2 protein-coding genes are annotated in these 24,868 nt (G+C 64.9%); both read right to left on the bottom strand.

Annotation, left to right across the window (positions count from 1 at the left end; all coding sequences use genetic code 11):
- Positions 1 to 237: 237 nt before the first annotated feature.
- Positions 238 to 11,574 carry an amino acid adenylation domain-containing protein gene (locus tag ACP7A2_RS17395; RefSeq protein ID WP_426135212.1) on the bottom strand — a complete coding sequence of 3,779 codons (11,337 nt, stop codon included), beginning with the start codon at positions 11,572 to 11,574 and terminating at the stop codon, positions 238 to 240.
- Positions 11,571 to 24,482, bottom strand: a complete 12,912-nt coding sequence (locus ACP7A2_RS17390; RefSeq protein ID WP_426135211.1) for an amino acid adenylation domain-containing protein — start codon at positions 24,480 to 24,482, stop codon at positions 11,571 to 11,573. The genes ACP7A2_RS17395 and ACP7A2_RS17390 overlap by 4 nt, the downstream gene beginning before the upstream one ends.
- Between the last annotated feature and the right edge of the window lie 386 nt (positions 24,483 to 24,868).

The raw sequence follows: 24,868 nt of genomic DNA, 5'->3' as shown, positions 1-24,868 counted from the left end.
TGAATCCGTGGGTAACCCGGCAGGACGCCGGGTTAGCCGCGCTGGGCCAGGGATGGCCCATCGCGGCGGCCCACGGATTCAAGCCTTCGTTCTGGCACACCGAGCCTAAGCGAGGTGCCGAGTGGTGGGGCGAGGACCTTTTGGTTACTTTTGGGTCCTTCCAAAAGTGACCCGCTGTAAGAGCGGAACCACAAGTAGCCGTCACAAAAAAAACGGATATGCCCCCAATCAGCAACCTCACGAAACCACCTCCTTAACCCCAACCCCCTCCAACCACCACCGAGCCAGCCCAAACACATTCGGCGTCTTCAGCAACGTAAAATGATTCCCGCCCCCATACCAAACCTCCAACGAACGCCCCTGCCGCCCCCACCCTTCAACCATCAACCCCTGCTCCCGCTGATTCCCCGCCGCATCCAGCGCAGGGTCCTGCGCCAACACCAACCGCACCACCCCCTCAAACCGCCGGGCCGGTCGATACTCGGTGCGCAACGCCGCCGCATACGTGCGCGCCGGCCCCGCCATCGCGTCCGCCGAAGCCCGCACCGGCAACAACCCCACCCCCACCATCCCGGCATGCAAGGCCTGGCGCTGCGCCGTCTCATCCCACTCAGCAAACGCCACCAAATCAATCCCCAACGACTTGCCAGCCGACAACTGCATCGACTCGATCAACCGCACCAGCGCCGCCGTCGTCGTATAAGGCGGCCGCACACCCCCAGGCGCTTCACTGTCGATTACCGTCAACGACACCACCTGCCGCCCAGCCGCCTGCAACCGCAGCGCCATCTCCAGCGCCACCCAGCCGCCAAACGAATGCCCAACCAAATGCACCGGCCCCTGCGGGCACTCTTGCGTCAGCGCCGCCAGATAACACCGCGCCGCCGCCTCAACCTGGCTATGGGGCACCGCCTCACCGTCCAACCCACGCGGCTGCAAACCAAACAGCGGCCAGTCGCGCCCAAGCGCCTCGCTCAAGCCCACAAACCCGGTCACGCTGTCGCCCGCCCCCGGCACACAGAACACCGGCGCATACCCGGCCCGGCCACTTTGAATGCGCAGCAAGGGTTGATGCGCGGCCTGCGTCACGGGCACAGCGCCCGCCAGGGCCTCAGTCATCGCACGGCCCAGCGCCTGAATATGCGGCGCCTGCATCATGCTCTGGTGATCCCCCGGCACCGGCACCTGGTGCAATTGCCCGGCCGCCACAACATCGCCCCAGCCCAGGGATTCACTGCGCCGCGACAACTCGGTGGGGCGCTCCTGGGCACTGAACAACTGCAGCGGAATCGGCAGCGGGAACAGGCTGTAATGCGCCAGCGCATGCCCATGCCCCACTTCACGCGCGATAAAACTCAAGAGATCCGCGTCCGTCGCCGCCGCCATTTGCGCGTATAGCAAACCTTCATCGCGACAGCGTTGCAGCAGGCCCGCAATGTCCAGCTGTCCAACGCGCGCCTCCAGCCTTGCAAGGTTTGCCAGCTCATCCACACCTCCCTGTGCTTTCCAATACGCCGAACACTGCAACAGCAGGTGTCGTTTAAGTGCATCCGGCCCGCTCCAGCGCGCCTTCCCCTGGTCGGTCATGCGCGGCACGTAGCTGTCGATCAAGCCCAGAAATTCCACGGGTTCATCCAGCCCCAACAGTTGCAGCGCAACTTCATAGGCCAGCACGCCGCCAAACGACCAGCCCGCGATACGGTAAGGCCCGTGGGGCTGAATGCCGCGAATCAGGCCGACCAATCGCGCCGCCAGGCCTTCCATGGTGTTCAGGTGCGCCTCACCGAGCGCCATGCCCGGCAGGCCATAAATGGGATAGTCACCCGGCAGGTGTTGGCCCAGCGCCGGGAAGTACACGTCCATGCCGCTGAACTCGTGAACCAGAAACAACGGCGGCTGCGAGCCATGGCTGCGCACGGTGATTACCGTGCTGTCGCGTTCCGGCGCAGCGGTGCGCTGACGCACCATCGTCGCCACAGAGGCCACGCTGGCATGCTGGAACAGCTCGGCCAAAGACACCTGCAACCCGGCCTCCTCCATGAGGTTAACCAGCCGAATCGCCAGCAACGAATGCCCGCCCAGTTCGAAGAAACTGTCATGGCGCCCCACTTGCTCAAGCTTCAGTACCTCAGCCCACAGCTGCGCCAGGGTGTGTTCCAGGGCATCCGTCGGCGCTTCAAAGCCACGGCTGTGCAAGGCCTCCAGCGCAGGCGCCGGCAAGGCTTTGCGGTCGACCTTGCCATTGGCCGTCAATGGCAGCTGCGCCAGCGGCACATAGGCCGACGGCACCATGTAGTCCGGCAGTTGGCCTTGCAGATGGGCACGCACGCTGTCGATGTCGACGGGCTCGCTCGCCCAGGTGAAATAAGCCACCAAGCGCTTGTCGCCCGGTGCATCCTCACGCGCCAGCACCACCACGTCCTGGATCTCGGCGAACGTCCCGAGGCGCGCTTCGATCTCACCCAGCTCAATGCGGAACCCGCGAATCTTCACCTGATCGTCGTTACGCCCGATGCATTCCAGCAGGCCGTCGGCCGTCCAGCGCCCCAGATCACCGGTGCGGTACAGCAAATGCCCCTCGTTGAACGGGTCTGCCACAAACTTCTCGGCGCTCAGCTCAGGCCGGTTCAAATACCCTTTGGCCACGCCGTCCCCGCCGATGCAGATTTCACCGTTCACACCCAGCGGCACCGGCAGCAGCTGCGCATCCAGCACATGGACCTGCGTGTTGGAAATCGGCCGACCGATGGGTACGCTCTCGGCGCCATCGCCAATCGTGTGCACTTCATACGTGGTGGCGTAGGTGGTGGTTTCCGTCGGCCCATAGCAATGCACCAGGCGCAAGCCCGGCGCCCGCGCCAACAGGCTGCGGAAGGCCGCCGGGTCGGCACGCTCACCGCCACACAGCAGGATGCGCAAGCCGGCCAGCGCTTCAGGAATCATCTGCACGTACTGGTTGAACAACGCCGTGGTCACGAACAGCACAGTCGCGCCCTGCAAGGCGACGCCAAAGGCAGCCGGGTCGAGCAAGGTGGCGTGGTCGATGACCTGCACTTGCCCGCCATTGAGCAACGCGCCCCAGACGTCCATGGTGCTGGCGTCGAACGCCGGGTTGGAGGCGAACGCCACGCGGTCGCTGGCAGTGAAGTCGGCATAGCCGTTGTTGAGCACCAACCGCGTGATGCCGCGATGAGGCACCAACACACCTTTCGGCGTGCCGGTGGAGCCGGAGGTGTACATGATGTACGCCACGCCCTCCGAGGACTGCGACAGGTCCGGGTTGTGGCTCGGTTGCGGGTCGAGGGCCAACGTGTCCAGGTCCAGGCGCGAAACCGGGTAGTCGACAGCCGCATCACTGCGGGTCAACAGCCACGCCGCGCCGCTGTCTTGCAGCATAAAGCCTTGGCGTTCGGCGGGTGCGTTGATGTCCAGCGGCACATAAGCGGCGGCGCATTTGAGCACGGCCAGTTGGCTGATCAGCAAATCGAGAGAGCGCGGCAGCAGGATCGCCACGTTGTTACCCGGCTGCACGCCAGCACCCAACAAATGATGGGCCAGGCGGTTGGCGCGGGTGTTCAATTCGCCGTAGCTCAAAGCAGCCTCGCCATGCAGCGCAGCCAGCGCCTCAGGACGCGCCTGGGCCTGGGCTTCGAACAGCCGTTGCACCGTGTGTTCGCGCGGGAACACGCGGGTGGTGGCATTGAACGCCGCCAGTTGCTGAAGCTCGGCGTCGGGCAAAATCGGCAAGCGGCTGATGGCGATATCGGCGTTGTATTCCAGCGCCTCCACCAGCTGTTCCAGCGTACGGTTCACGTAATCGCACACACGCCGGGCGCCCGGCCCCAAGGCCTTGAGGCTGAACCCTTCACCCAGGTCATCCACACTTAACGACAGTGCGTAATTGGTCTGTTCCTCGGCCTTGAGCAACTGAATGCCGTGCCACGCCTCGGCCACGCCGCCGGCCTGCGGCGCACTGTGGCGATAGTTGAACAGCACGCTGAACAACGGCGTTGCTGGCGGAACAGCGCTGCATCGCTGAGCTAGCGCCAACGGTGCATGTTCATGGCTGAGCAACCGGGTCAGGCGCGCATGGGTGGCACGCAGCGCCGTGCGCACCGAGTGCTCACCGAGGTCAACGCGCAGCGGCAAGGTGTTGATAAACACCCCCATCGCCCGCTCAGCGCCCTCGCCGCCTTGCAGGCGACCGAGCATCACGGTGCCGAACACCACGCGCTCACGGCCGCTGACCTTGCCCAGCACATGGGCCCAGGCCAAATGCATCAGGCTGGCCGCACTCACGCCCGACTGGCGCGCCTGGGTGCGCAGGCGCTGGCTTAACGACAGGTCAATCGTCAGTTGCGCGGTTTCATCCGCGCCCAGATTTTCAACCTCGGTCGGTTCATCGATTTCACCGAGCATCTCGCGGAAAAACGCCTCGTGATCGTCAACGCCCACGCGGGTCTGGGCCACAGTCTGGGCCACATAGTTGCGATACGGCACCGCCGCGCCCAGGGTGTCCTCGCTGCCCAACAGGTAGGCCTGCAACTCGTGCTGCAGGATGTCCAAAGCGATGTGGTCCATCACCAAATGGTGGAACAGCAAGGTGGCCACCACGCGCTGCGGTTCCTGGGTATGAATCAAGCGCATCAGCGGGGCCTGGGCGACGTCCAGGCGTTGCGGCACCGGCCCGGTTTCGACGCTCAACGAGGCTTCACGCCACACCACTTGTACCGGCTCTTCGAGGCCGTCCCAATGAAACGACGACCGCAAAATATCGTGCCGCTGAATCACCGCCTGTAATGCGTGTGCAAAGGCGTCCAGACGCAGTTGGCTGTCGAAGGCGAACTGCGCCTGCAGCACATACGCATCGGCACCCTGCACCGCTCGATGCTGATACAGCATGCCGGCCTGCAACGGCGCCAGTGGGTAAATGTCCTGCACATTCGCCGCGCCGCCGGGGATGCTGGCGACGATACGCGCGATGGCCGACGGGTCCAGCTGGATCAGCGGCAACATGTCCGGGGTGATGTGCGTGCAATCGGCGGCAATGCCATTGGCCGGCACGGCCACTTCTCGACCACCGCCCAGCGCCGCCGCCAGGCCGGCCAGGGTCGGCTGGCCAAACAGCGCCTTCACGTCCGCCGACAAACCGAGCCGACGCATGCGCCCCATCAGGCTCACCGCCAGCAACGAGTGGCCGCCGAGTTCGAAGAAATTGTCGTGACGCCCCACGCGTTCCACAGTGAGCAGCTCGGCCCAGAGGCTGGCCAGGGCGATTTCCGTGTCGCCCTGCGGCGCTTCGTATTCGCGTACCACCACTGAACCCAGGTCCGGTTCGGGCAGCGCCTTGCGGTCAAGCTTGCCGTTGGGGCTCAGAGGCAGCGCGTCGAGGTGGACGAAAATCGCGGGCACCATGAACTCAGGCAGATGCTGCAACAGGTGCGCGCGCAGTGAGTCGATCTCGATCACAGCGCCGGTGTAGTAGGCCAACAACCGGTTATCGCGGGCAATCACCGCCGACTCATTAACCTGCGGGTACTCGGTCAGTCGCGCCTGAATCTCACCCAGTTCGATGCGCAAGCCACGGATTTTCACCTGATCGTCATTGCGCCCCAGGTATTCAATATTCCCGTCGGGCAAATACCGGCCCACATCACCCGTGCGGTACAGGCGACCGTCAGTAAAAGGGTCGTTGAGGAAGCGCTCGGCATTCAGTTCTGGGCGGTTCAGGTACCCCCGCGCCACTTGCACGCCACCGATAAACAGCTCGCCGACCACGCCCAGCGGCACGGGTTGCAACCTCGCATCCAGCAGGTACATGCGCGTGTTCGCGATGGGTTTGCCGATTGGCGTGTTGTCCGGCGTCACCGCGCCTGCGCAGTTCCACGCCGTCACATCCACGGCGGCTTCGGTCGGCCCATACAGGTTATGCAACTCGCTGCCCGGCAATTGCCGCTTGAAGCGCCGCACCAGGCTGCCCGGCAGGGCTTCACCGCTGCACATCACACGCACCAGCCCGGCCGCCTGGCTCACATCGCCGTGGGCGAGGAATACGTCCAGCATCGAGGGCACAAAGTGCAAGGTGGTCACCGCTTCTGCCTCGATCACATCGCACAGGTACGCCGGGTCTTTATGCCCGCCAGGCTGCGCCATCACCAGGCGCGCACCGGTAAACAGCGGCCAGAAGAACTCCCACACCGACACGTCGAAACTGAACGGGGTTTTCTGCAGCACGGTGTCTTTGGCCGTGAGGCCATATTCGTCTTGCATCCACAGCAGGCGGTTGACCACGCCGGCATGGTCGTTGATCACACCTTTGGGCTGGCCGGTGGATCCGGAGGTGTAGATCACGTAAGCACTGACGCCCGCTACATCAGGGTTTTCGGCGGGCAGGTGCTGCCAGGTCGGCAGGTCCAGATCGACCACCGGCACCGCGCCGAGCAACCCGCTGGTGGCACCCTGGGTCAGCACCACACGCGGCGCGCTGTCTTCGAGCATGTAGGCGATGCGTTCCAGCGGGTACGCCGGGTCCAGCGGTACATAGGCGGCGCCCGCCTTGAGGATCGCGTACAGGCCGATGACCATTTCCAGGCCACGTTCCACACAAATGGCCACGCGGGAATCGGGCTGCACGCCCAGTTCCAGCAGGTGATGGGCGAGCCTGTTGGCGCGCGCATTCAGCTCGGCGTAGGTCAGTTGCCGCTCGCCCGCCTTCACCGCAACGGCATGGGGCGTGCGCAGCACCTGGTCTTCGAACATCCCGTGCAGGGTCTGGTCGAGGTTGTACACCACCTGCGTGGCGTTGAAGTCGACCAGCAAGTGCTGACGCTCGCGCTCATCCATCAGCGGCGCGAACTCCAGGATTGCCTGATCGTTTTCGACCATAGCCTGCAACACGCGGATGAAGTAGCCGACATAACGCTGCACCGTCGACTCATCGAACAGCGCCACGGCATACTCCAGCGCGCCGAGAATGCTGCCCTGCACTTCGCCCAGATCCAGCGACAGGTCGAACTTGGCAAAATGGCTGTTCTCCACAATGCCTTCCAGCGCCAGGTCGCCCAACGCCAACGTCGGTGCGCTGCTGTCCTGCCAGGTCAAGAGGGTCTGGAACACCGGGCTGTGGGCCAGGCTGCGCACCGGCCGGGTGATTTCCACCACCTGTTCGAACGGCAGGTCCTGATGGGCCTGGGCCGCCAGCGTCAGAGCCTTGACCCGAGCCAGCAACGCCTCGGTGCTCAGCTCGCCCGAGGTGTCGATGCGCACCGCCAGGGTGTTGACGAACAGGCCGATCAGCCCTTCTACCTCGCCCCGCGTGCGGTTAGCCACCGGCGAGCCGATCACCAGGTCCTGCTGCCCGGAAAGCCGCGCCAGCAGTGAGGCCCAGGCGGTCATCAGGGTCATGTACAGCGTGGTGCCATGGCGTTGGCTCAACGCCTTGAGCCCGGCGGTGAGGCGTTCGTCCAGGCGTACCTCGACGCTGCTGCCGGCGTAGTCCTGCTGCGCCGGGCGCGGGCGGTCGGTGGGCAAGGTGAGCAAGGCCGGCGCACCGGCCAGGGCCTGCTGCCAAAAGCTGCTTTGGCGCTGCAAGACCTCACCGCTCAACCACAGGCGCTGCCACACGGCAAAGTCGCCGTACTGGATCGGCAACGCTGGCAACGGGTCAGGCTGGCCATGGCTGAACGCCCGATACAGCGCCATCAGCTCGCGGGTCAGCACGCCCATCGACCAACCGTCAGAGACGATGTGGTGCAGAGTCAGCAGCAGCACATGGTGATCGTCGGCCATCACCACCAAGCGGCCACGCAGCAACGGGCCGCGCTCCAGGTCGAAAGGCGCCGACGCCTCGCCGTGGATCAACGCGTCCAGCGCCTGCTGGGGTTGCGGGTGGCGACGCAGGTCCTGCACTTGCAGGGGCAACATGTCTTCGGCGGGCATGATCAGCACCTGGGCTTCGTCGCCTTGCTGGGCGAAACGGCTGCGCAGGGTTTCATGCCGCGCGACGATTCGCGCCAGCGCGCGCTGCAGGGCGTCCACGTGCAACTGCCCACGCAAGCGCAAGCCAATCGGAATGTTATAGGCCGTGTTGGCGCCTTCCATCAGCGCCAAAAACCACAGACGCTGCTGGGCGAAAGACAGCGGGATGGGCTCATCGCGATTGGCCGGGAGGATATTCGGCAAGGTGCTGCGCCCGGCCTGGGCGAGCACGTCGGCAACCGCCGCCAGTTCGGCATTGGCGAACAAATCGCCGAGCGACAGCTCCACGCCCAGGCGCTGACGAACCTGCGAAACCATGCGCATTGCCAGCAATGAATGGCCGCCCAGTTCAAAGAAATGATCCTGACGCCCCACGCGTTCAACCTGCAGCACGTCACCCCAGATCTGCGCCAACGCGCTTTCGATTTCACCCTGTGGCGCTTGGTACTCGCGGGTAAACACGGCAGCCCTGTCCGGCGCCGGCAATGCCTTGCGGTCGAGTTTGCCGTTGGCCGTCAGCGGCAAGGCGGCGAGTTTTACGTAGGCCACCGGCACCATGTAATCCGGCAAATGCGCCACCAGATGGGCGCGAATATCGCCCACGGCCAGCGGGTCCAGCTGGGGGTTTTCAGTGAAATACGCCACCAGCCGGTCTTCGCGCACCAGTACCACGGTTTCCTGAATCCCGGGCACTGCGTTGAGTTGAGTTTCGATCTCGCCCAGCTCAATGCGCACGCCACGGACCTTCACCTGGTCATCGTTACGCCCCAGATATTCAAGGGTGCCGTTCGGCAGCCAGCGCGCCAGGTCGCCAGTGCGGTACATGCGCCCGCCGTTGAACGGGTCTTGCAGGAAGCGTTCGGCCGTCAGCTCCGGGCGGTTCAGGTAGCCACGCGCCACGCCTTTGCCGCCCACATACAACTCGCCCGCCACGCCCAGCGGCACCGGCTGCTGCGCTTCATCCAGCAGGTACACCGTGGCGTTGGCGACGGGTTTGCCGATATGCAACGGCTGGCCCACCTCGACCTTGCCGGAGGTGGCGACCACCGTGGCTTCGGTGGGGCCGTAGTTGTTGATCAGCTCAAAACGCTGGGCCCGCGAGAACTGCCGCAGGCGATCGCCGCCGATCAGCAAGGTGCGCAGCGTCGGGTGTTCGATCTGTTGGCTGAACGCGTACTCGGCCACCGGCGTGGGCAGGAAGCACACGTCCAGCGGCTGCGCGCACCACCAGGCGAGCAGCGCGTCGATGTCTTCGGCGCCGTCACTGGCGGGCGGCAGGTGCAAGGTCGCGCCGACGCACAGCGCCGGCCACACTTCCCAGGCCATCGCATCAAACCCAAAACCGGCGACGCTGGCAGTGTGGCGCCCGGCGCGCAGGTCAAAGGCGTTGCAGTGCCAATCCACCAGGTTAGCCACGGTGTGGTGTTCCACCATCACGCCTTTGGGCAAGCCCGTGGAGCCAGAGGTGTAGATCACATAGGCGAGGTTTGACGGCGTGACCGCCACCTTGGGGTTGCTCGCAGAATGGTGCTGCCAGGTGTAACGATCGAGGTGAATTACCGGCACCTCAAGCGCCGGCAAGCGGTCATGCAACACCTGTTGCGTCAGCACGGCCACCGGCGCGCTGTCGGTCAGCAAGTAGTTCAAACGCTCGGCCGGGTGCGAAGGGTCGACGGGCACATAACAGGCGCCGGCCTTGAGGATCGCCAGCAACCCGGCGAGGGTATCCAGGCCACGGCGGGCAACGATGGCCACGCGGTCGTCGGGTTTGACCCCCAGCGCCAACAGGTGATGGGCCAACAGGTTCGCTTGCCCGTTCAGTTCGGCGTAGGTCAGTTGACGGCCATGGTAGACGGCGGCGATGGCGCTGGGGGTCAGCGCGGCCTGGGCTTCGACGCGACCGTGCAGCGTGGTGCCCTGGGGGAAATCCGCCTGGGTCGCATTGAACTGTTCCAACAGCAGCTCGCGCTCGGCGGCAGGCAGAACCGGCACCTGTTTGAGCGGGGTGTTGGGCGCCTGTTCCAGGGCACTCACCAGGTTTTCCAGTGCAGTTTGCAGGTAGGCGCAAACCCGTTGCGGGTCTACCTGGGTGCTTGCCAGCAGGCTCAAACCAAAGCCTTCACCCAGGTCATCGACACTCAAGGTCAACGGGTAATTGGTGCGTTCTTCGGCGCTGAGCGCCGTGATGCCGTGCCAGGCCGATACGGTCTCGGCACTCGCGGCGGGCGCGCTGTGGCGGTAATTGAGCAAGGCGCTGAACAGCGGCGTCGGCGCCACGACGCCGCTGCAACGCTGAGCCAGGGCCAGCGACGCATGTTCATGGCGCAGCAAGGTGGTCAGCCGCGCATGCGTGGCTTTAACCCCGGCGCGCACGTCCTGGCCGTCCACATCCACCCGAAACGGCAACGTGTTAATGAAGATACCCAGCGCGCGGTCCGTGTCATGACGGCCTTGCATACGGCCCATCAATACCGTGCCGAATACCACCTGTTGTTTGCCGGCCAACACGCCCAATACCTGCGCCCAGCCCAGATGGAACAGGCTCGCGGTGCTCACGCCCAATTGCCGCGCCTGGGCGCGCAGGCGCTGGCCCAGTTGCGCTGCCAGCGGCAGGCTGACTTCGGCAATGCCGCGGGCATCGCCCTGAACATCCTGCAAACCAAACGGCAAAGTTGGCTCGCTGATATCGCCGAGCATCTGGCGGAAGAAACTTTCATGCTCTTTCTCGCTGATGCCCAGCCGCGCCTGCGCCACATAGTTGCGAAACGGTACCGCCTGGCCCAACGCCGTGCCCTGGCCCAACAGGCAGGCCTGCATTTCATGGCACACCACTTCCAGGGCGCTGTGGTCCAGCGCCATGTGGTGGAACAGCAAGGTGGCAACGATGCGTTGATGAGCCGAGTCCTGCGCATGCACCAGGCGCAGCAGCGGCGCCTGGGTCACGTCGAGCCGATAGTGACGGGCGTCAAACAGCGCGTGCAGTTGCGCGGCGATATCGCCGTCTGCCGGGTCCAGTTCGAGGGCTTGCACGGGCAACCGCGCCTGGCGCCACACCACTTGCGACGGTTCCTGCAAACCGTCCCAAACCACCCCGGTGCGCAGGATGTCGTGGCGGTCCATCACGGTTTGCAACGCCTGGGCAAACGCGTCGAAGCGCTCCAGGCTGTCGAAGGCAAACTGCGACTGCATCACATACGGATCACCCTGCTCGGCACTGACGTGGTGAAACAGAATGCCTTCCTGCAACGGCGCCAGCGGGTAGATGTCCTGGATGTTTGCCACGCCGCCGTCGACGGTGGCGACGATCCGGTCGACCTCGTCCTGGCTCAGGTTCGACAGTGTCAACATCGCCGGGGTGATGCGCTCTGCGCCGAGCGGGATGCCATTGGCGGGCACCTCGACTTCGCCCGCCTTGGTGGCCGAATATTCGCCGGCCTTGATCAGCTCGATCAACGCCGGTTTGTGCTCACGCAACGCCGCGAGAATCGCGGGGTCGCTCAACGCGTGTTTGTTGCCTTGCACCGACAGCTGTTCGCCCTTGAGCGCAAGCTGCACATCCCTGGTTTTCAGCGTCGCCAGCAGTTCGAGGATGCTCACAGGACGATCTCCATTCGTTCGGTTATGGCGGCGTAGCCGGCCAGGGTCGGCTGTTCGAACAGCGCCCGCACGTCGGCTTCCATGCCTTCCTGGCGCAAGCGCCCGATCAAGCTCACGGCGAGCAGCGAATGCCCACCCAGTTCAAAGAAATTGTCATGTCGCCCTACCCGCTCCACCTTGAGCAACTCGGCCCACAGCTGGGCGAGGAGGATTTCGGTGTCGCCCTCGGGCGCCGCGTACTCACGCACGATCAGCGCTTCAGCACCCGGTGTCGGCAAGGCCTTGCGGTCGAGCTTGCCGTTGGGGCTCAGCGGCAGTGCATCAAGGTGCACGAACAGCGCGGGCACCATGAAATCCGGCAAGTGCTGCAACAACTGGGTGCGCAGGCGTTCAACCTCGGTTTGCACACCGGTGTAGTAGGCGACCAGCCGCTCTTCACGGGCGACAACTGCCGCTTCGTTGACGTGCGGATGCTCGAGCAAACGCGCCTGGATCTCTCCCAGTTCGATGCGCAGGCCACGGATTTTTACCTGGTCATCGTTGCGGCCCAGGTACTCGATATTGCCGTCGGGCAAGTAACGCCCCACGTCACCGGTGCGATACATCCGGCCGCGGGTGAATGGGTCCTGGAGGAAACGCTCGGCGGTCAAATCAGGCCGGTTGAGGTAACCCCGCGCCACTTGCACACCGCCGATAAACAGCTCGCCGACCACCCCCAGCGGCACCGGCTGCAACTGTGCGTCGAGCAGGTACAGGCGGGTGTTGGCGATGGGCTTGCCGATTGGCGTGTTGTCCGGCACCTCGGGGCGTGCGCAATTCCATGCGGTCACGTCCACCGCCGCTTCGGTGGGGCCGTACAGGTTGTACAGGCCGATCTGTGGCAATTGCTGTTTGAAGCGCCGCACCAGGCTGCCCGGCAAGGCTTCACCGCTGCACATCACGCGCACCAGGCCGGCAGCCTGGCTCACATCACCATGGGCAAGAAATACGTCGAGCATCGACGGCACGAAGTGCAGAGTGGTGATCTGTTCGGCTTCGATGATCCGGCACAGGTACGCCGGGTCTTTGTGACCGCCCGGGCGCGCCATCACCAGGCGTGCGCCAGTGAACAGCGGCCAGAAGAACTCCCACACCGACACGTCGAAGCTGAACGGGGTTTTCTGCAGCACCGCGTCATCGGCCTTGAGGCCGTAGGCGTCCTGCATCCACAGCAGGCGGTTGACCACACCGGCGTGTTCGTTGATGACGCCTTTGGGCTGGCCGGTGGAGCCGGAGGTGTAGATCACGTAGGCCTGATGCTGAGGCGTGAGCCCCGCGACCTGCAGGTTGCCCGCGGGCTGGTGCTGCCAGGTGCAGTGGTCGAGGTCGATCACCGGCACATCGCCGAGCAATGCACGGGTCGCGCCCTGGGCCAGCACCACCACCGGCGCACTGTCTTGCAGCATGTAGGCGATGCGGTCCTGCGGGTAGGCCGGGTCCAGCGGTACATAGCCGCCACCGGCCTTGAGGATGGCGAACAGGCCAATCACCATGTCCAGGCCGCGCTCGACGCAGATCCCCACGCGGGCATCCGGTTGTACGCCACGCTCACGCAGATGGTGAGCGAGACGATTGGCGCGTGCGTTGAGTTCGCTATAGGTCAGCTGTTGTTCGCCGGCTTTGACCGCCACCGCCTGCGGTGTGCGTTCAACCTGGGCCTCGAACATGCCGTGCAGGGTTTGGTCGAGGTTGTAATTCACTTCGGTGGCGTTGAACTCAACCAACAGCTTGTGTCGTTCCTCAGCACCCAGAATCGCCAGCCGATTCAGTGCCTGATCCGGCGCCTGTTCCAGCGCTTCGACCAAACCGGACAACGCAGTTTGCATGTAGCCACACACGCGTTGCGCATCGACTTGCGCCAGTGCGGTGAGGTCATAACCGTCACCCAGATCGTCAACGTTCAAGGTCAGCGGGTAGTTGGTGCGCCCGTCATTGACCAGCGTCTGCATGCCTTCCCATGCCTGCTCAGCGTCGGCGGAACGGGTGGCTGCGCCGCGATGGCGATAGTTGAGCATCGAACTGAACAGTGGCGCCGGCGCCGTGACCCCGCTGCAGCGCTGCGCCAACGCCAGGGAGGCGTGTTCATGCCCGAGCAACGCGGTGAGCCTGGCGTGCGTGGCACGTACAGCCGCACGCACACCCTGTGCATCGATATCCAGACGCAGCGGCAAGGTATTGATAAACACCCCGAGCGCGCGATCAGCGCCCTCGCCGCCTTGCAGCCGACCTACCAACACCGTGCCAAACACCACGCTGTGCCGACCCGACGTCGCCGCCAGCACCTGGCCCCAGGCCAGGTGAAACAGGCTCGCAGTGCTCACGCCCAGCAGTCGGGCCTGGGCCCGCAGACGGCGGTTGAGGTCGCCGCCAAGATGCACGGTGTGTTCGCCGATGGCGCTGCCGTCACCGCGCACATCCTGCAGGCCGAACGGCAAGGTCGGCTCATCCACATCGCCGAGCATGTCGCGGAAGAACGCCTCATGCTCTGTTTCACTCACACCCAGGCGGGCCTGGGCCACGTAATTGCGGTACGGCATGGGGGCTGCGGTGGGGGCCGCGTGGCCGAGCAAATGGCCCTGCATTTCGCGCAGCACCACGTCGAAGGCGGTGTGGTCGAGCACGATATGGTGATAGAGCAACACCACCACCACCCGCGAATTGGCCGGGTCATTGGCGTACATCAGGCGAATCAGCGGAGCCGTGCCGATATCCAGGCGATAGCGCCGCGCATCAAACCGTTCGTGCAGCGCCGCGAGTACATCGCCTTGCAACTGCAAGGCCTGCACGCTCAGTTCAGCCTTGCGCCACACCACTTGCAGGGGTTGTACCAAGCCTTCCCAGACGATGCCGGTGCGCAGAATGTCGTGGCGGTTGATCACTTGTTGCAGCGCCCCGGCGAAGGCGTTCACGCGCTCGATGCTGTCAAACGCCAGGTGCGATTGCAGCAAGTACGGGTCGCCCTGCTCGGCGGTGATGTAGTGGTAAAGAATGCCTTCCTGCAACGGCGCCAGCGGGTAGATATCCTGCACATTGGCGGCGCCACCGGGGACGCCGGCAACCACGTGATCAATCGTCGATTGGTCGAGGTCAACCAGCGGCAACAGGTCGGGCGTGATCCGCGCACAGTCCCGTGGGATACGGTTGGCCGGCACCTTTACTTCCCGGCCGCTGCCCACGGCCGCCGCGAGTGCGACGAGGGTTGGCTGGCTGAACAACACGCGCACATCGGCGCTGAGGCCGACCTGGCGCATGCGTTCGATCAGGCTGACCGCCAGCAGCGAATGGCCGCCGAGTTCGAAGAAGTGGTCGTGGCGACCGACCTTCTCCACCTGCAACACCTCGGCCCAGATGCCGGCCAACGTGGTTTCGACCTCGCCTTGCGGTACCTCATAGTCGCGGGTCAGCAAGGCGCTTTGATCGGGGTCGGGCAAGGCCTTGCGGTCCAGCTTGCCGTTGGCAGTCAGGGGCAACGCGGCAAGTTTTACATAGGCCGCCGGCACCAATGCGTCGGGCAGTTGCGCCTGCAATTGGGCGCGCAGGGTTTCAATCGCCAGCGGGTAAAACTCGGTGAACCAGGCGATCAAGCGGCCCTCGCGCACCAACACCACGGCTTCCCGGACGCCTTCGAGAGCGGCCAGGCGGCTTTCGATTTCGCCCAGTTCAACGCGCACACCGCGCACCTTGACCTGATCATCGTTGCGGCCCAGGTAGTCGATTGTGCCGTCGGGCAACCAGCGCACCAGGTCACCGGTGCGGTACATGCGGCCTGGGTTGAACGGGTCTTGCAGGAAGCGCTCGGCGGTCATTTCAGGCCGGTTCAGGTAACCCCTCGCCACGCCGCTGCCGCCCACAAACATCTCGCCCGCTACGCCGACCGGCACCGGGCGCAATTGCTCATCGAGCACGTAGACGCTGGCGTTCGCCACCGGGCGACCGATATGCAACGCCTGCCCGGCGCGCACGCGGCCGGACGTGGCGACCACGGTGGCTTCGGTGGGGCCGTAGTTGTTGATGACTGCAAAGCGCCGTTCCTGGCTGAACTGGCGCAGGCGATCGCCGCCGATCAGCAGGATGCGCAAGCCGGGGTGGGCCAGGTTCTGGCTGAAGGCGTACTCGGCCACCGGGGTCGGCAGGAAGCTGACGTCCAGCGGTTGCGCCAGCCACCAGGCGAGCAGTTCATCAATGTTTTCATTGCCCACCCTGGCAGGCGGCAGGTGCAGGGTTGCGCCCACACACAGCGCCGGCCAGACCTCCCAGGCCATGGCGTCAAAACCAAAGCCCGCGACGCTGCTGGTGTGGCTGCGCGCGTCCAGCCCGAAGGCGTCGCAGTGCCAGTGCATCAGGTTTTCCACGGTGCGGTGTTCCACCATCACGCCTTTGGGCTGGCCGGTGGAACCGGAGGTGTAGATCACGTAGGCCAGGTGCGCCGGGGTCAGGTTGGCGAGGTGCGGGTTGCTGCTGGCGTGGTGCTGCAAGTTCGGGTCGAACAGGTCGATGCTCGCCACGTCGCCCAACAGGTCGCGGGTGCTGGCCTCGGCCACCACGGCTACCGGTGCGCTGTCCTGCAACAGGTAGGCGATACGCTCGGCGGGGTACGCCGGGTCGATCGGTACATAACCGGCGCCGGCCTTGAGAATACCCAGCAAGCCCACCAGCATGTGCGGGCCGCGGCGGCAGCACAGGGCGACACGGTCGTCTGGCTGCACGCCGTGTTCCAGCAGGTGATGGGCCAACTGATTGGCGCGTTGATTGAGTTGCTGATAGGTCAGCGACTCGCCGTCCTGCGTCACGGCAATCGCCTGCGGCTGGCGCTCGGCCTGAGCCTCAAAGGCACCGTGCACGGTGTGGCCCTTAGGGAAATCGGCGGCGGTCGCGTTGAAGTCACGCAGCAGCATGTCGCGTTCGGCGGCGGGCAGAATGTGCAGGGTGTTCAGCGCGGTTTTCGCTGCACTGTCCAACGTGCCGACCAGCTGTTCGATGGCGCAGTGCATGTACCCGCACAGACGCCGGGCGCCGATCTGCGGCAGCGCCAGCACGGTCAGGCCAAACGCGGTACCCAGGTCGTCGACGCTGAGGGTCAGCGGGTAGTTGCTGCGTTCTTCACCGCCAAGCAGTTGCACACCTTCCCAGATGCCATGGCCATCGCGGGCCATTTCGCCGGGGCTGCTGTGGCGGTAATTGAGCAAGGCGCTGAACAGCGGCACCGAGGTGGCCACGCCGCTGCAGCGCTGGGCCAGCGCCAGGGACGCGTGTTCGTGGCCGAGCAAGCCGCTCAAGCGCGCATGGGTTGCCTTGACGGCCACCCCGGCGCTCGCCGCCACATTCACGCGCAAGGGCAAGGTATTGATGAACATGCCCAATGCGCGGTCAGCGCCGTCGCCGGCCTGCATGCGGCCCATCAATACGGTGCCGAACACCACATCGTCGCGCCCCGACACCAGCCCCAGAACCTGCGCCCACGCCACATGCATCAGGCTGGCCGCGCTGACGCCCAAGGCACGCGCCTGTTCACGCACGCGCATCGCCAATGCCGCGTCGAGGTGCAGCTCGGCCTCTTCGATATCGCGGCCATCGCCCTGCACATCCTGAATGCCGAACGGCAACGTGGGTTCATCGACCTCGGCCAGCATCTCGCGGAAGAACTGCTCATGCTCCGCCACGCTCACACCCAGGCGCGCCTGGGCCACGTAGGTGCGAAACGGCGCCGCCTCGGGCAGCGCGTCGGCCCGGTTGAACATAAACGCGCGCATTTCCTGGCCGACCACTTCCATGGCGGTATGGTCCAGCGCCAGGTGATGGAACAGCAGGATGGCCGCCACTCGGTTATTCGCCGGGTCGTGGGCGTACACCATGCGCAGCAGCGGCGCCTGGGTGATGTCCAGGCGATAGTGACGAGCGTCGAAACGCGCATGCAGTTGCTCGATGATGCCGCCGTCGGCCGGGGCCAGGTTGACCTCCTGCACCGCCAGTTGCGCATCACGCCAGACCACTTGCACCGGGCTGTCCAGGCCTTCCCAGACCACGCCGGTACGCAGGATGTCATGGCGCGCGACCACTTGTTGCAGCGCGCCCATGAACGCCTGCAAGCGTTCGAGGCTGTCGAACGCCATGCGCGATTGCAGCAGGTACGGGTCGCCGTGTTCGGCACTGATATGGTGGTAAAGAATGCCTTCCTGCAACGGCGCCAGCGGGTAAATATCCTGCACATTGGCCGCGCCACCGGGAACAGTGGCGACGATGCGATCAATCGCCGTTTGGTCGAGCTGAACGAGGGTCAGCATCGACGGAGTAATCTGCGTGCACCCTGACGGAATGCCATTGGCCGGCACCACGATTTCGCGGCCACTGCCCACCGCTGCCGCCAGCGCCGCCAGGCTTGGCTGGCTGAACAGCACGCGCACGTCGGCGCTCAGGCCGACCTGGCGCATGCGTTCAATCAGGCTGACCGCCAACAGCGAATGCCCGCCCAGTTCGAAGAAATGATCATGCCGGCCAACACGTTCGAGCTTGAGCACGTCCTGCCAGATCTGCGCCAGCAGGGTTTCCACCTCGCCTTCCGGGGCCTCGTAGCCACGGCTGAGCAGCGCGCTCTGGTCCGGCACCGGCAGGCCTTTGCGGTCGAGCTTGCCATTGGCGGTAAGCGGCAACAGTTCCAGCCACACATAGGCCGACGGCACCATGTAGTCCGGCAACTGGCCTTGCAGATGGGCGCGCAGGGTTTCAATGTCCAGCGGCGCGGGCGAGGTGTAGTAGGCCACCAGGCGTTTGTCGCCGGGCTCGTCTTCGCGGGCCAGCACCACGGCGTCTTTCACGCCGGGGAAGGCCGCCAGGCAGGTTTCGATTTCGCCGGGTTCGATGCGGAACCCGCGAATTTTCACCTGCAGGTCGTTGCGTCCCTGGTAGAGCAGCGTGCCGTCGGCTTGCCAACTGGCAAGGTCGCCACTGCGGTACAACTGCCCGTCGCCGAAGGGGTTGGGGATGAATTTTTCGGCGCTCAGCTGCGGCTGGTTCAAATAGCCTTTGGCGACGCCCGCGCCGCCGATGTACAGCTCGCCGACCACGCCCAGCGGCACGGGCTGCTGGCGCGCGTCGAGCACGTAGGCCTGGGCATTGGAGATGGGCCGGCCAATCGGGATAGCGCCCTCGCCTGCCGTGGTGATCTCAAACGTGGTCGAGAACGTCGTGGCTTCGGTCGGGCCATAGCCGTTCAACAGGTGTTGGGGTTTGCCGTGCTTGAGCACGCGGCCGATCACCAGCGGGTCGAGGACATCGCCGCCGACAATCAAATAGCGCAGCTGGCGGAACACCGGCAGCAAGGCATCGGCGTATTGATGAAACAAGCCTGCGGTCAACCACAACACGCTGACGGCCTGCTCCTGCAACAGCGAGGCAAACGCCGCCTGGGACAGCAGCGCTGCGTGCTCGACCACCACCACGCAACCGCCATTGAGCAGCGGCGCCCACACGTCGAGGGTGCTGGCGTCGAAGGCCGGGTTGGAGGCGAAGGCTACGCGGTCGCGCTCGTTGAAGTCGGCGTAACCGTTGTTCAGCACCAGCCGCGAGATTGCGCGGTGCGGCACTTGCACGCCTTTCGGGGCGCCGGTGGAGCCTGAGGTGTACATGATGTACGCGACGTCATCCGAAGACTGCGCCAGCTCCGGGTTGCGTGGCGACAGCGCGTCCAGGTTCAGGTCGGCGAGGCTGCTGAGCACGCGATGCGCGCCGCTGTCCTGCACCATAAAGGCCTGGCGCTCGACCGGGGCGTTGACGTCCAGCGGCACATACACCGCCGCGCACTTGAGGATTGCCAGTTGGCACACCAGCAAATCCAGGGAGCGCGGCAGCGCGATGGCCACGCTTTCGCCCGGTTGCACGCCCTGATTGATCAGGTGATGGGCCAGGCGGTTGGCGCGGCGGTTGAGGTCGCGGTAGCTCAGCGACAGCTGGCCATGCACCGCCGCCACAGCTTCGGGACGCGCCAGCGCCTGGGCTTCGAACAGCTGGTGCACGCCCAGTTGCGACGGGTATTCGCGGCCGGTGGCGTTAAACGCCACCAGCAGTAGGTGACGCTCGGCAGGCGGCAGGATCGACACAGCCTGCAACGGCGTGGTCGGCGCCTGTTGCAGCGCGCTGACCAAGTGGCGCAGCGCGGTGAGCATGTAGTCGCCCACGCGCTGCACATTCAACTCGGCCACGCCTTGTACGGTGAGCGAAAAGCCGGTGCCGAGGTCATCGACGTTGAGCACCAGCGGGTAGTTGCTGCGCTCTTCGGAGCTGAGAATCTCGATGCCGGATGCGGCAAACGGGCTGTCTCCCGGCGCTTCACCCGGCGCGCTGTGACGGTAGTTGAGCAGCGTGCTGAACAGCGGCAGCGAACCCGACACGCCGCTGCAACGCTGGGCCAGGGACAGCGAGGCATGTTCATGCCCGAGCAATTGCGCGAGGCGCGCATGGGTGGCGCGCACCCCGGCCTGCACACCGGTGGCGCCCACGTTGACCCGCAGCGGCAAGGTGTTGATGAACATCCCCAGCGCGCGGTCGGCGCCTTCACCGCCCTGCATGCGGCCGAGCAACACGGTGCCGAATACCACGTCTTGCTGACCTGAAACCTGCCCCAACACCTGCGCCCAGGCCAGGTGCACCAGGCTGGCGGTGCTCACGCCGAGCTGGCGCGCCTGTTCGCGCAGGCCGTGGCTGAGTGCCGGTTCCAGTGGCACGTGAGCCTCAACGATGCCGCTGCCGTCACCGTTTACGTCCTGCAAGCCGAAAGCCAGGGTCGGCTCGTCGATATCGCCGAGCATCTCGCTGAAGAACGCTTCGTGTTGCGCCTGGGTGACGCCGAGGCGCGCCTGGGCCACGTAATTGCGGTACTGCACGGCGTCAGGCAACTGCGCGCTGGTGCCGGACAGGCTGGCGCTCATTTCTTCCACCAGCACTTGCAGGGCGGTGTGGTCGAGCAGGATATGGTGCAGCAGCAGGATGCCGACGTAGCGGCCCTGCTGTTCGGCATACGCCAACCGCATCAGCGAAGCACGGGACAGGTCGAGGCGATAGTGACGCGGGTCGAAGCGCTGTTGCAGGTGTGCCAGGGCATCGACGCCTGCGGCTTCAATACGCTCAATGGCCAGCGGCGCCTGGCGCAGGACCACTTGCACCGGCTCGTCCAGGCCTTCCCAGAGGATGGCGGTGCGCAGGATATCGTTGCGCTCGATCACGCTGTGCAGCGCATGGACAAACGCGTCCACTGCCGCTTGATCGGCGAAGCTGAACTGCACCTGCAACACGTAGGGGTCGCCCTCGGTTGTGGCCAGGTGGTGATAAAGAATGCCGGCCTGCAACGGTGCGAGGCCGTAAATGTCTTGCACATTGGCGATACCGCCGGGCACGGCGTGCAGGATGTGGTCGATTGCCGCCTGGTCCAGGTCGATCAGCGGCAGCATGGCCGGGGTGATGGTCTGGCTGTCTGGTTTGATCAGGTTTTCCGGCACCTGCACTTCTTGCTGCCCACCCACCGCCGCCGCCAGTGCAGCCAGGGTTGGCTGGCCGAACAGCACGCGCACATCGGCGCTGAGGTCCACTTGGCGCATGCGTTCGATCAACTTCACCGCCAGCAGCGAGTGCCCGCCCAATTCGAAGAAGTTGTCATCGCGCCCCACCCGGTCGAGCTTGAGCAGGTCTTGCCAGAGGCCGGCGATGGCGGTTTCCACTGCGCCTTGCGGGGCTTCGTAGCCACGGCGCACCAAGGCATTTGCATCCGGCGCGGGCAACGCCTTGCGGTCGAGTTTGCCGTTGGTGGTCAGCGGCAATCTATCCAGCATTACAAAGGCGGCGGGCACCATGTAATCGGCCAGGCTGAGCAGCAGGTGATCGCGCAGTTCGGCGGCGCTGAGTTCGCGCTCGGCAATCACATAGGCCACCAGGCGTTTGTCGCCCGGCTGGTCTTCACGGGCAATCACCACCGCGTCACGCACGCCATCGGCGGTGGCCAGGCGCGCTTCGATTTCACCGAGTTCGATACGGAAACCACGGATCTTCACCTGGTCGTCGTTACGGCCCAGGTATTCAACGCTGCCATCGGCCAGCAGGCGGCCGAGGTCGCCGGTCTTGTACATGCGCAAACCGGTGGCCGGGTCTGCCAGGAAGCGTTCGGCGTTCAGCGCGTCCCGGTTCAGGTAACCGCGCGCCACACCGGCGCCGCCCACATACAACTCGCCCACCACGCCAAAGGGCAATGGCTCGCGGCGCGCATCCAGCACATACAGTTGCAGGTCGGGAATGCGCACCCCAATCGGGCTCACGCCCACCAACTGCGCATCCGCCGCTTCGAGCGCGCGATAGGTCACGTGCACGGTGGTTTCGGTGATGCCGTACATGTTCACCAACTGCGTACCGGCATTTATGGCGCGGGCGTACCACGGCTTGAGCATGCCCGGCTCCAGCGCCTCGCCGCCGAAAATCACCTGGCGCAACGAGTGCGCCTGCGGGCTCTGGGCCTGGGCGGCGATCAACTGACGGAATGCGCTTGGCGTCTGGTTGAGGATGCTCACACCGGCGTCGCACAGCAGCGTGTAACACGCCTCGGGCGAGCGGCTGACGGGTTGCGGCACAATCAGCAACTGGCCGCCGTGCATCAGCGCGCCCCAGATTTCCCACACCGAGAAATCGAAGGCGAAGGAGTGAAACAGCGCCCACACATCGTTGCTGTTAAAGCCGAACCAGGGCTCGGTAGCGGTGAACAGCCGCGCCACCTGGCGGTGTTCGATCATCACGCCTTTGGGCAGGCCGGTGGAGCCGGAGGTGTAAATCACGTAGGCGAGATTCGCCGGACTCAACTGCAGCCGTGGGTTGACGATGGATTCCTGGCGCAGGCTGTTCAGGTCGATGTGCGGCAGATCACCCACCAGGCGGCGGGTGTTGCCTTGCACCAGCACGGCGAGCGGCTCGCTGTCGGCCAGGGTGTAAGCGATGCGTTCCTGCGGATACGCCGGGTCGATGGGCACGTAACCCGCGCCGGCTTTGAGAATGCCCAGCAGGCCAATGATCATTTCCGGGCCACGCTCGACGCAGATCGCCACGCGGTCATCGGGACGCACGCCTTGAGCAAGCAGGCGGTGAGCGACCTGGTTGGCGCGTTCGTTGAGTTGGCGGTAGGTCAGGCGCTGATCGTTAAAGCGCAGGGCGATGGCATCGGGGTGGGCGGCGGCGTGGGTTTCGACCTGCTGATGGATCAGCGCGGTATCGGCGTAGTGCGTGGGGGTTTGGTTCAGGCCGTGCAGCAGTGTGTGGCGTTCGGCGTCGGGCAGTATATTCAGGCCGCTGAGCGGCATATCCGGTCGCTGCTCCAGCGCATCGGCCAGGCTTTCCAGCGCGGTGTGCAGGTAGCCCGCCACCCGGTGCGCGCCGATGGCGGCGTCGACCATCACGGTCAGCGCGAAGTCTTCACCGAGGTCATCGACATTGACCGTCAGCGGGTAATTGGTGCGTTCCTCGGCGCCGAGCACCCTGATGCCTTCGGCCACGTCGATCACCGCGGCCATGTCGGTGGCGGCGCTGTGGCGGTAGTTGAGCATCGCGCTGAACAACGGCGTTGGCGCGGCCACACCGCTGCAACGCTGGGCCAGCGCCAGGGACGCATGTTCGTGATTGAGCAAGGCCGTCAAGCGCTCATGGGTGGCCTTGACCCCGGCGCGCACGCCCTGCTCGCCCACGTCCACGCGCAGCGGCAAGGTGTTGATGAACATGCCCAACGCGCGCTCACCGCCCTCGCCCGCGCCCATGCGGCCGAGCATCACGGTGCCGAAGACCACGGCGTCGCGGCCAGAGACCACGCCCAACACACGGGCCAGGCCCAGGTGCATCATGCTCGCCACGCTCACCCCCAACGGACGCGCCAGGCTACGCAGGCGACGGCTCAGCGCGGCGTCGACGGGGATGCGCGCTTCGTCAATGCCCTGGCCATCGCCCTGCACGTCCTGCAGGCCGAATGGCAGTGTCGGCTCATCAATGTCTGCGAGCATGCTGCGAAAGAATGTTTCATGCGCCTGCTCGCTGACGCCGTGGCGCACCTGGGCGATGTAACGGCGAAACGCGACCGGCTCACCGGCCTGAGCTTGCTGCCCGGCCAGGTACAGCTGGATTTCATGGCGCACAACATCAAGGGCGGTGTGGTCGAGAATGGTGTGATGGAACAGCAGCATCGCCACCACCCGCTCCTGGGCCGGGTCGTTGGCGAACACCAGGCGCAGCAGCGGCGCCTGGCCCAGGTCCATGCGGTAGGCGCGGGCGTCATAGCGGGCAAGCAACTGAGCGAGTACATCGCCGCCGTCAAAATGCGCCTCTTCACAAGCCAGGGCTGCCTTGCGCCATACCACTTGCAGCGGTTCGTCGAGGCGCTCCCACACCATTGAGGTGCGCAGGATGTCGTGGCGGTCGATCACCCATTGCAGCGCCTCGGCAAACGACTCAAGCCGCGCGCGGCTGTCGAACACGAACTGCGCGTGCAGCACGTAGGGGTCGCCCTGCTCTGCCGACAGATGGTGGTAGAGCATGCCTTCCTGAAGCGGCGCCAGCGGGTAGATGTCCTGCACATTCGCCGCCCCGCCGGGGATGGCCGCAACGATGCGATCAATGGCGGGTTGGTCGAGGTTGACCAGCGGCAGCATGCTTGGGGTGATGCGATAGGCCGGGCTGAGCCAGTCACCGCCATGGTCGGCGACCAGCTCGAGGAGCCTTGGTTTGTGGGCGATGAGTTGGTCCCACACGGTGTCGTCCAGTGCATCGTCATCGCCGAGGATGATCAGGTCGCCTTCTTCCAGTTGCAGACGGATCGCATGGGTGGAAATCGCTGCCAATAATTCGCTGAACTGCATGGGGGTAACCTGCCTGGTAGTCACGGTTTAGGAGAAAGTCCGTTTTCAGCTGCCGCTTGGATCGGTATGTGCTGGGTGCCCGGTGATAAACGCCGACGCAGCCGTGGGCCTGGAGAGGCTTCCGGTAGTGGGGAGAAATTAAGGGATTTGCGGGGTGGGGAGTGACATGGGAAGCGGGGACACGTCGCGGGGGGCTTTGTTCAGTTTTTTTTGGGGGTATATCCGTTATTTGGGTGATGGCTGAGATGGGTTCCGCTCTTACAGCGGGTCACTTTTGGCAAACGCCCCAAAAGTAACCAAAAGGTCTGTGCCCCACCACTCGGCACCTCGCTTAGGCTCGGTGTGCCCTCACTCCGGCTTGAATCCGTGGGCCGCCGCGATGGGCC

This window comes from Pseudomonas sp. PWP3-1b2, from assembly GCF_049896045.1.
Classification (GTDB): Bacteria; Pseudomonadota; Gammaproteobacteria; order Pseudomonadales; family Pseudomonadaceae; genus Aquipseudomonas; species Aquipseudomonas antarctica_B.
This window is presented reverse-complemented; position numbering and strand designations above follow the sequence as displayed.

Bases quoted from the DNA above. Each gene is read 5' to 3' on its own strand.
- ACP7A2_RS17390 (WP_426135211.1), bottom strand. From the start codon at position 24,482: ATGCAGTTCAGCGAATTATTGGCAGCGATTTCCACCCATGCGATCCGT.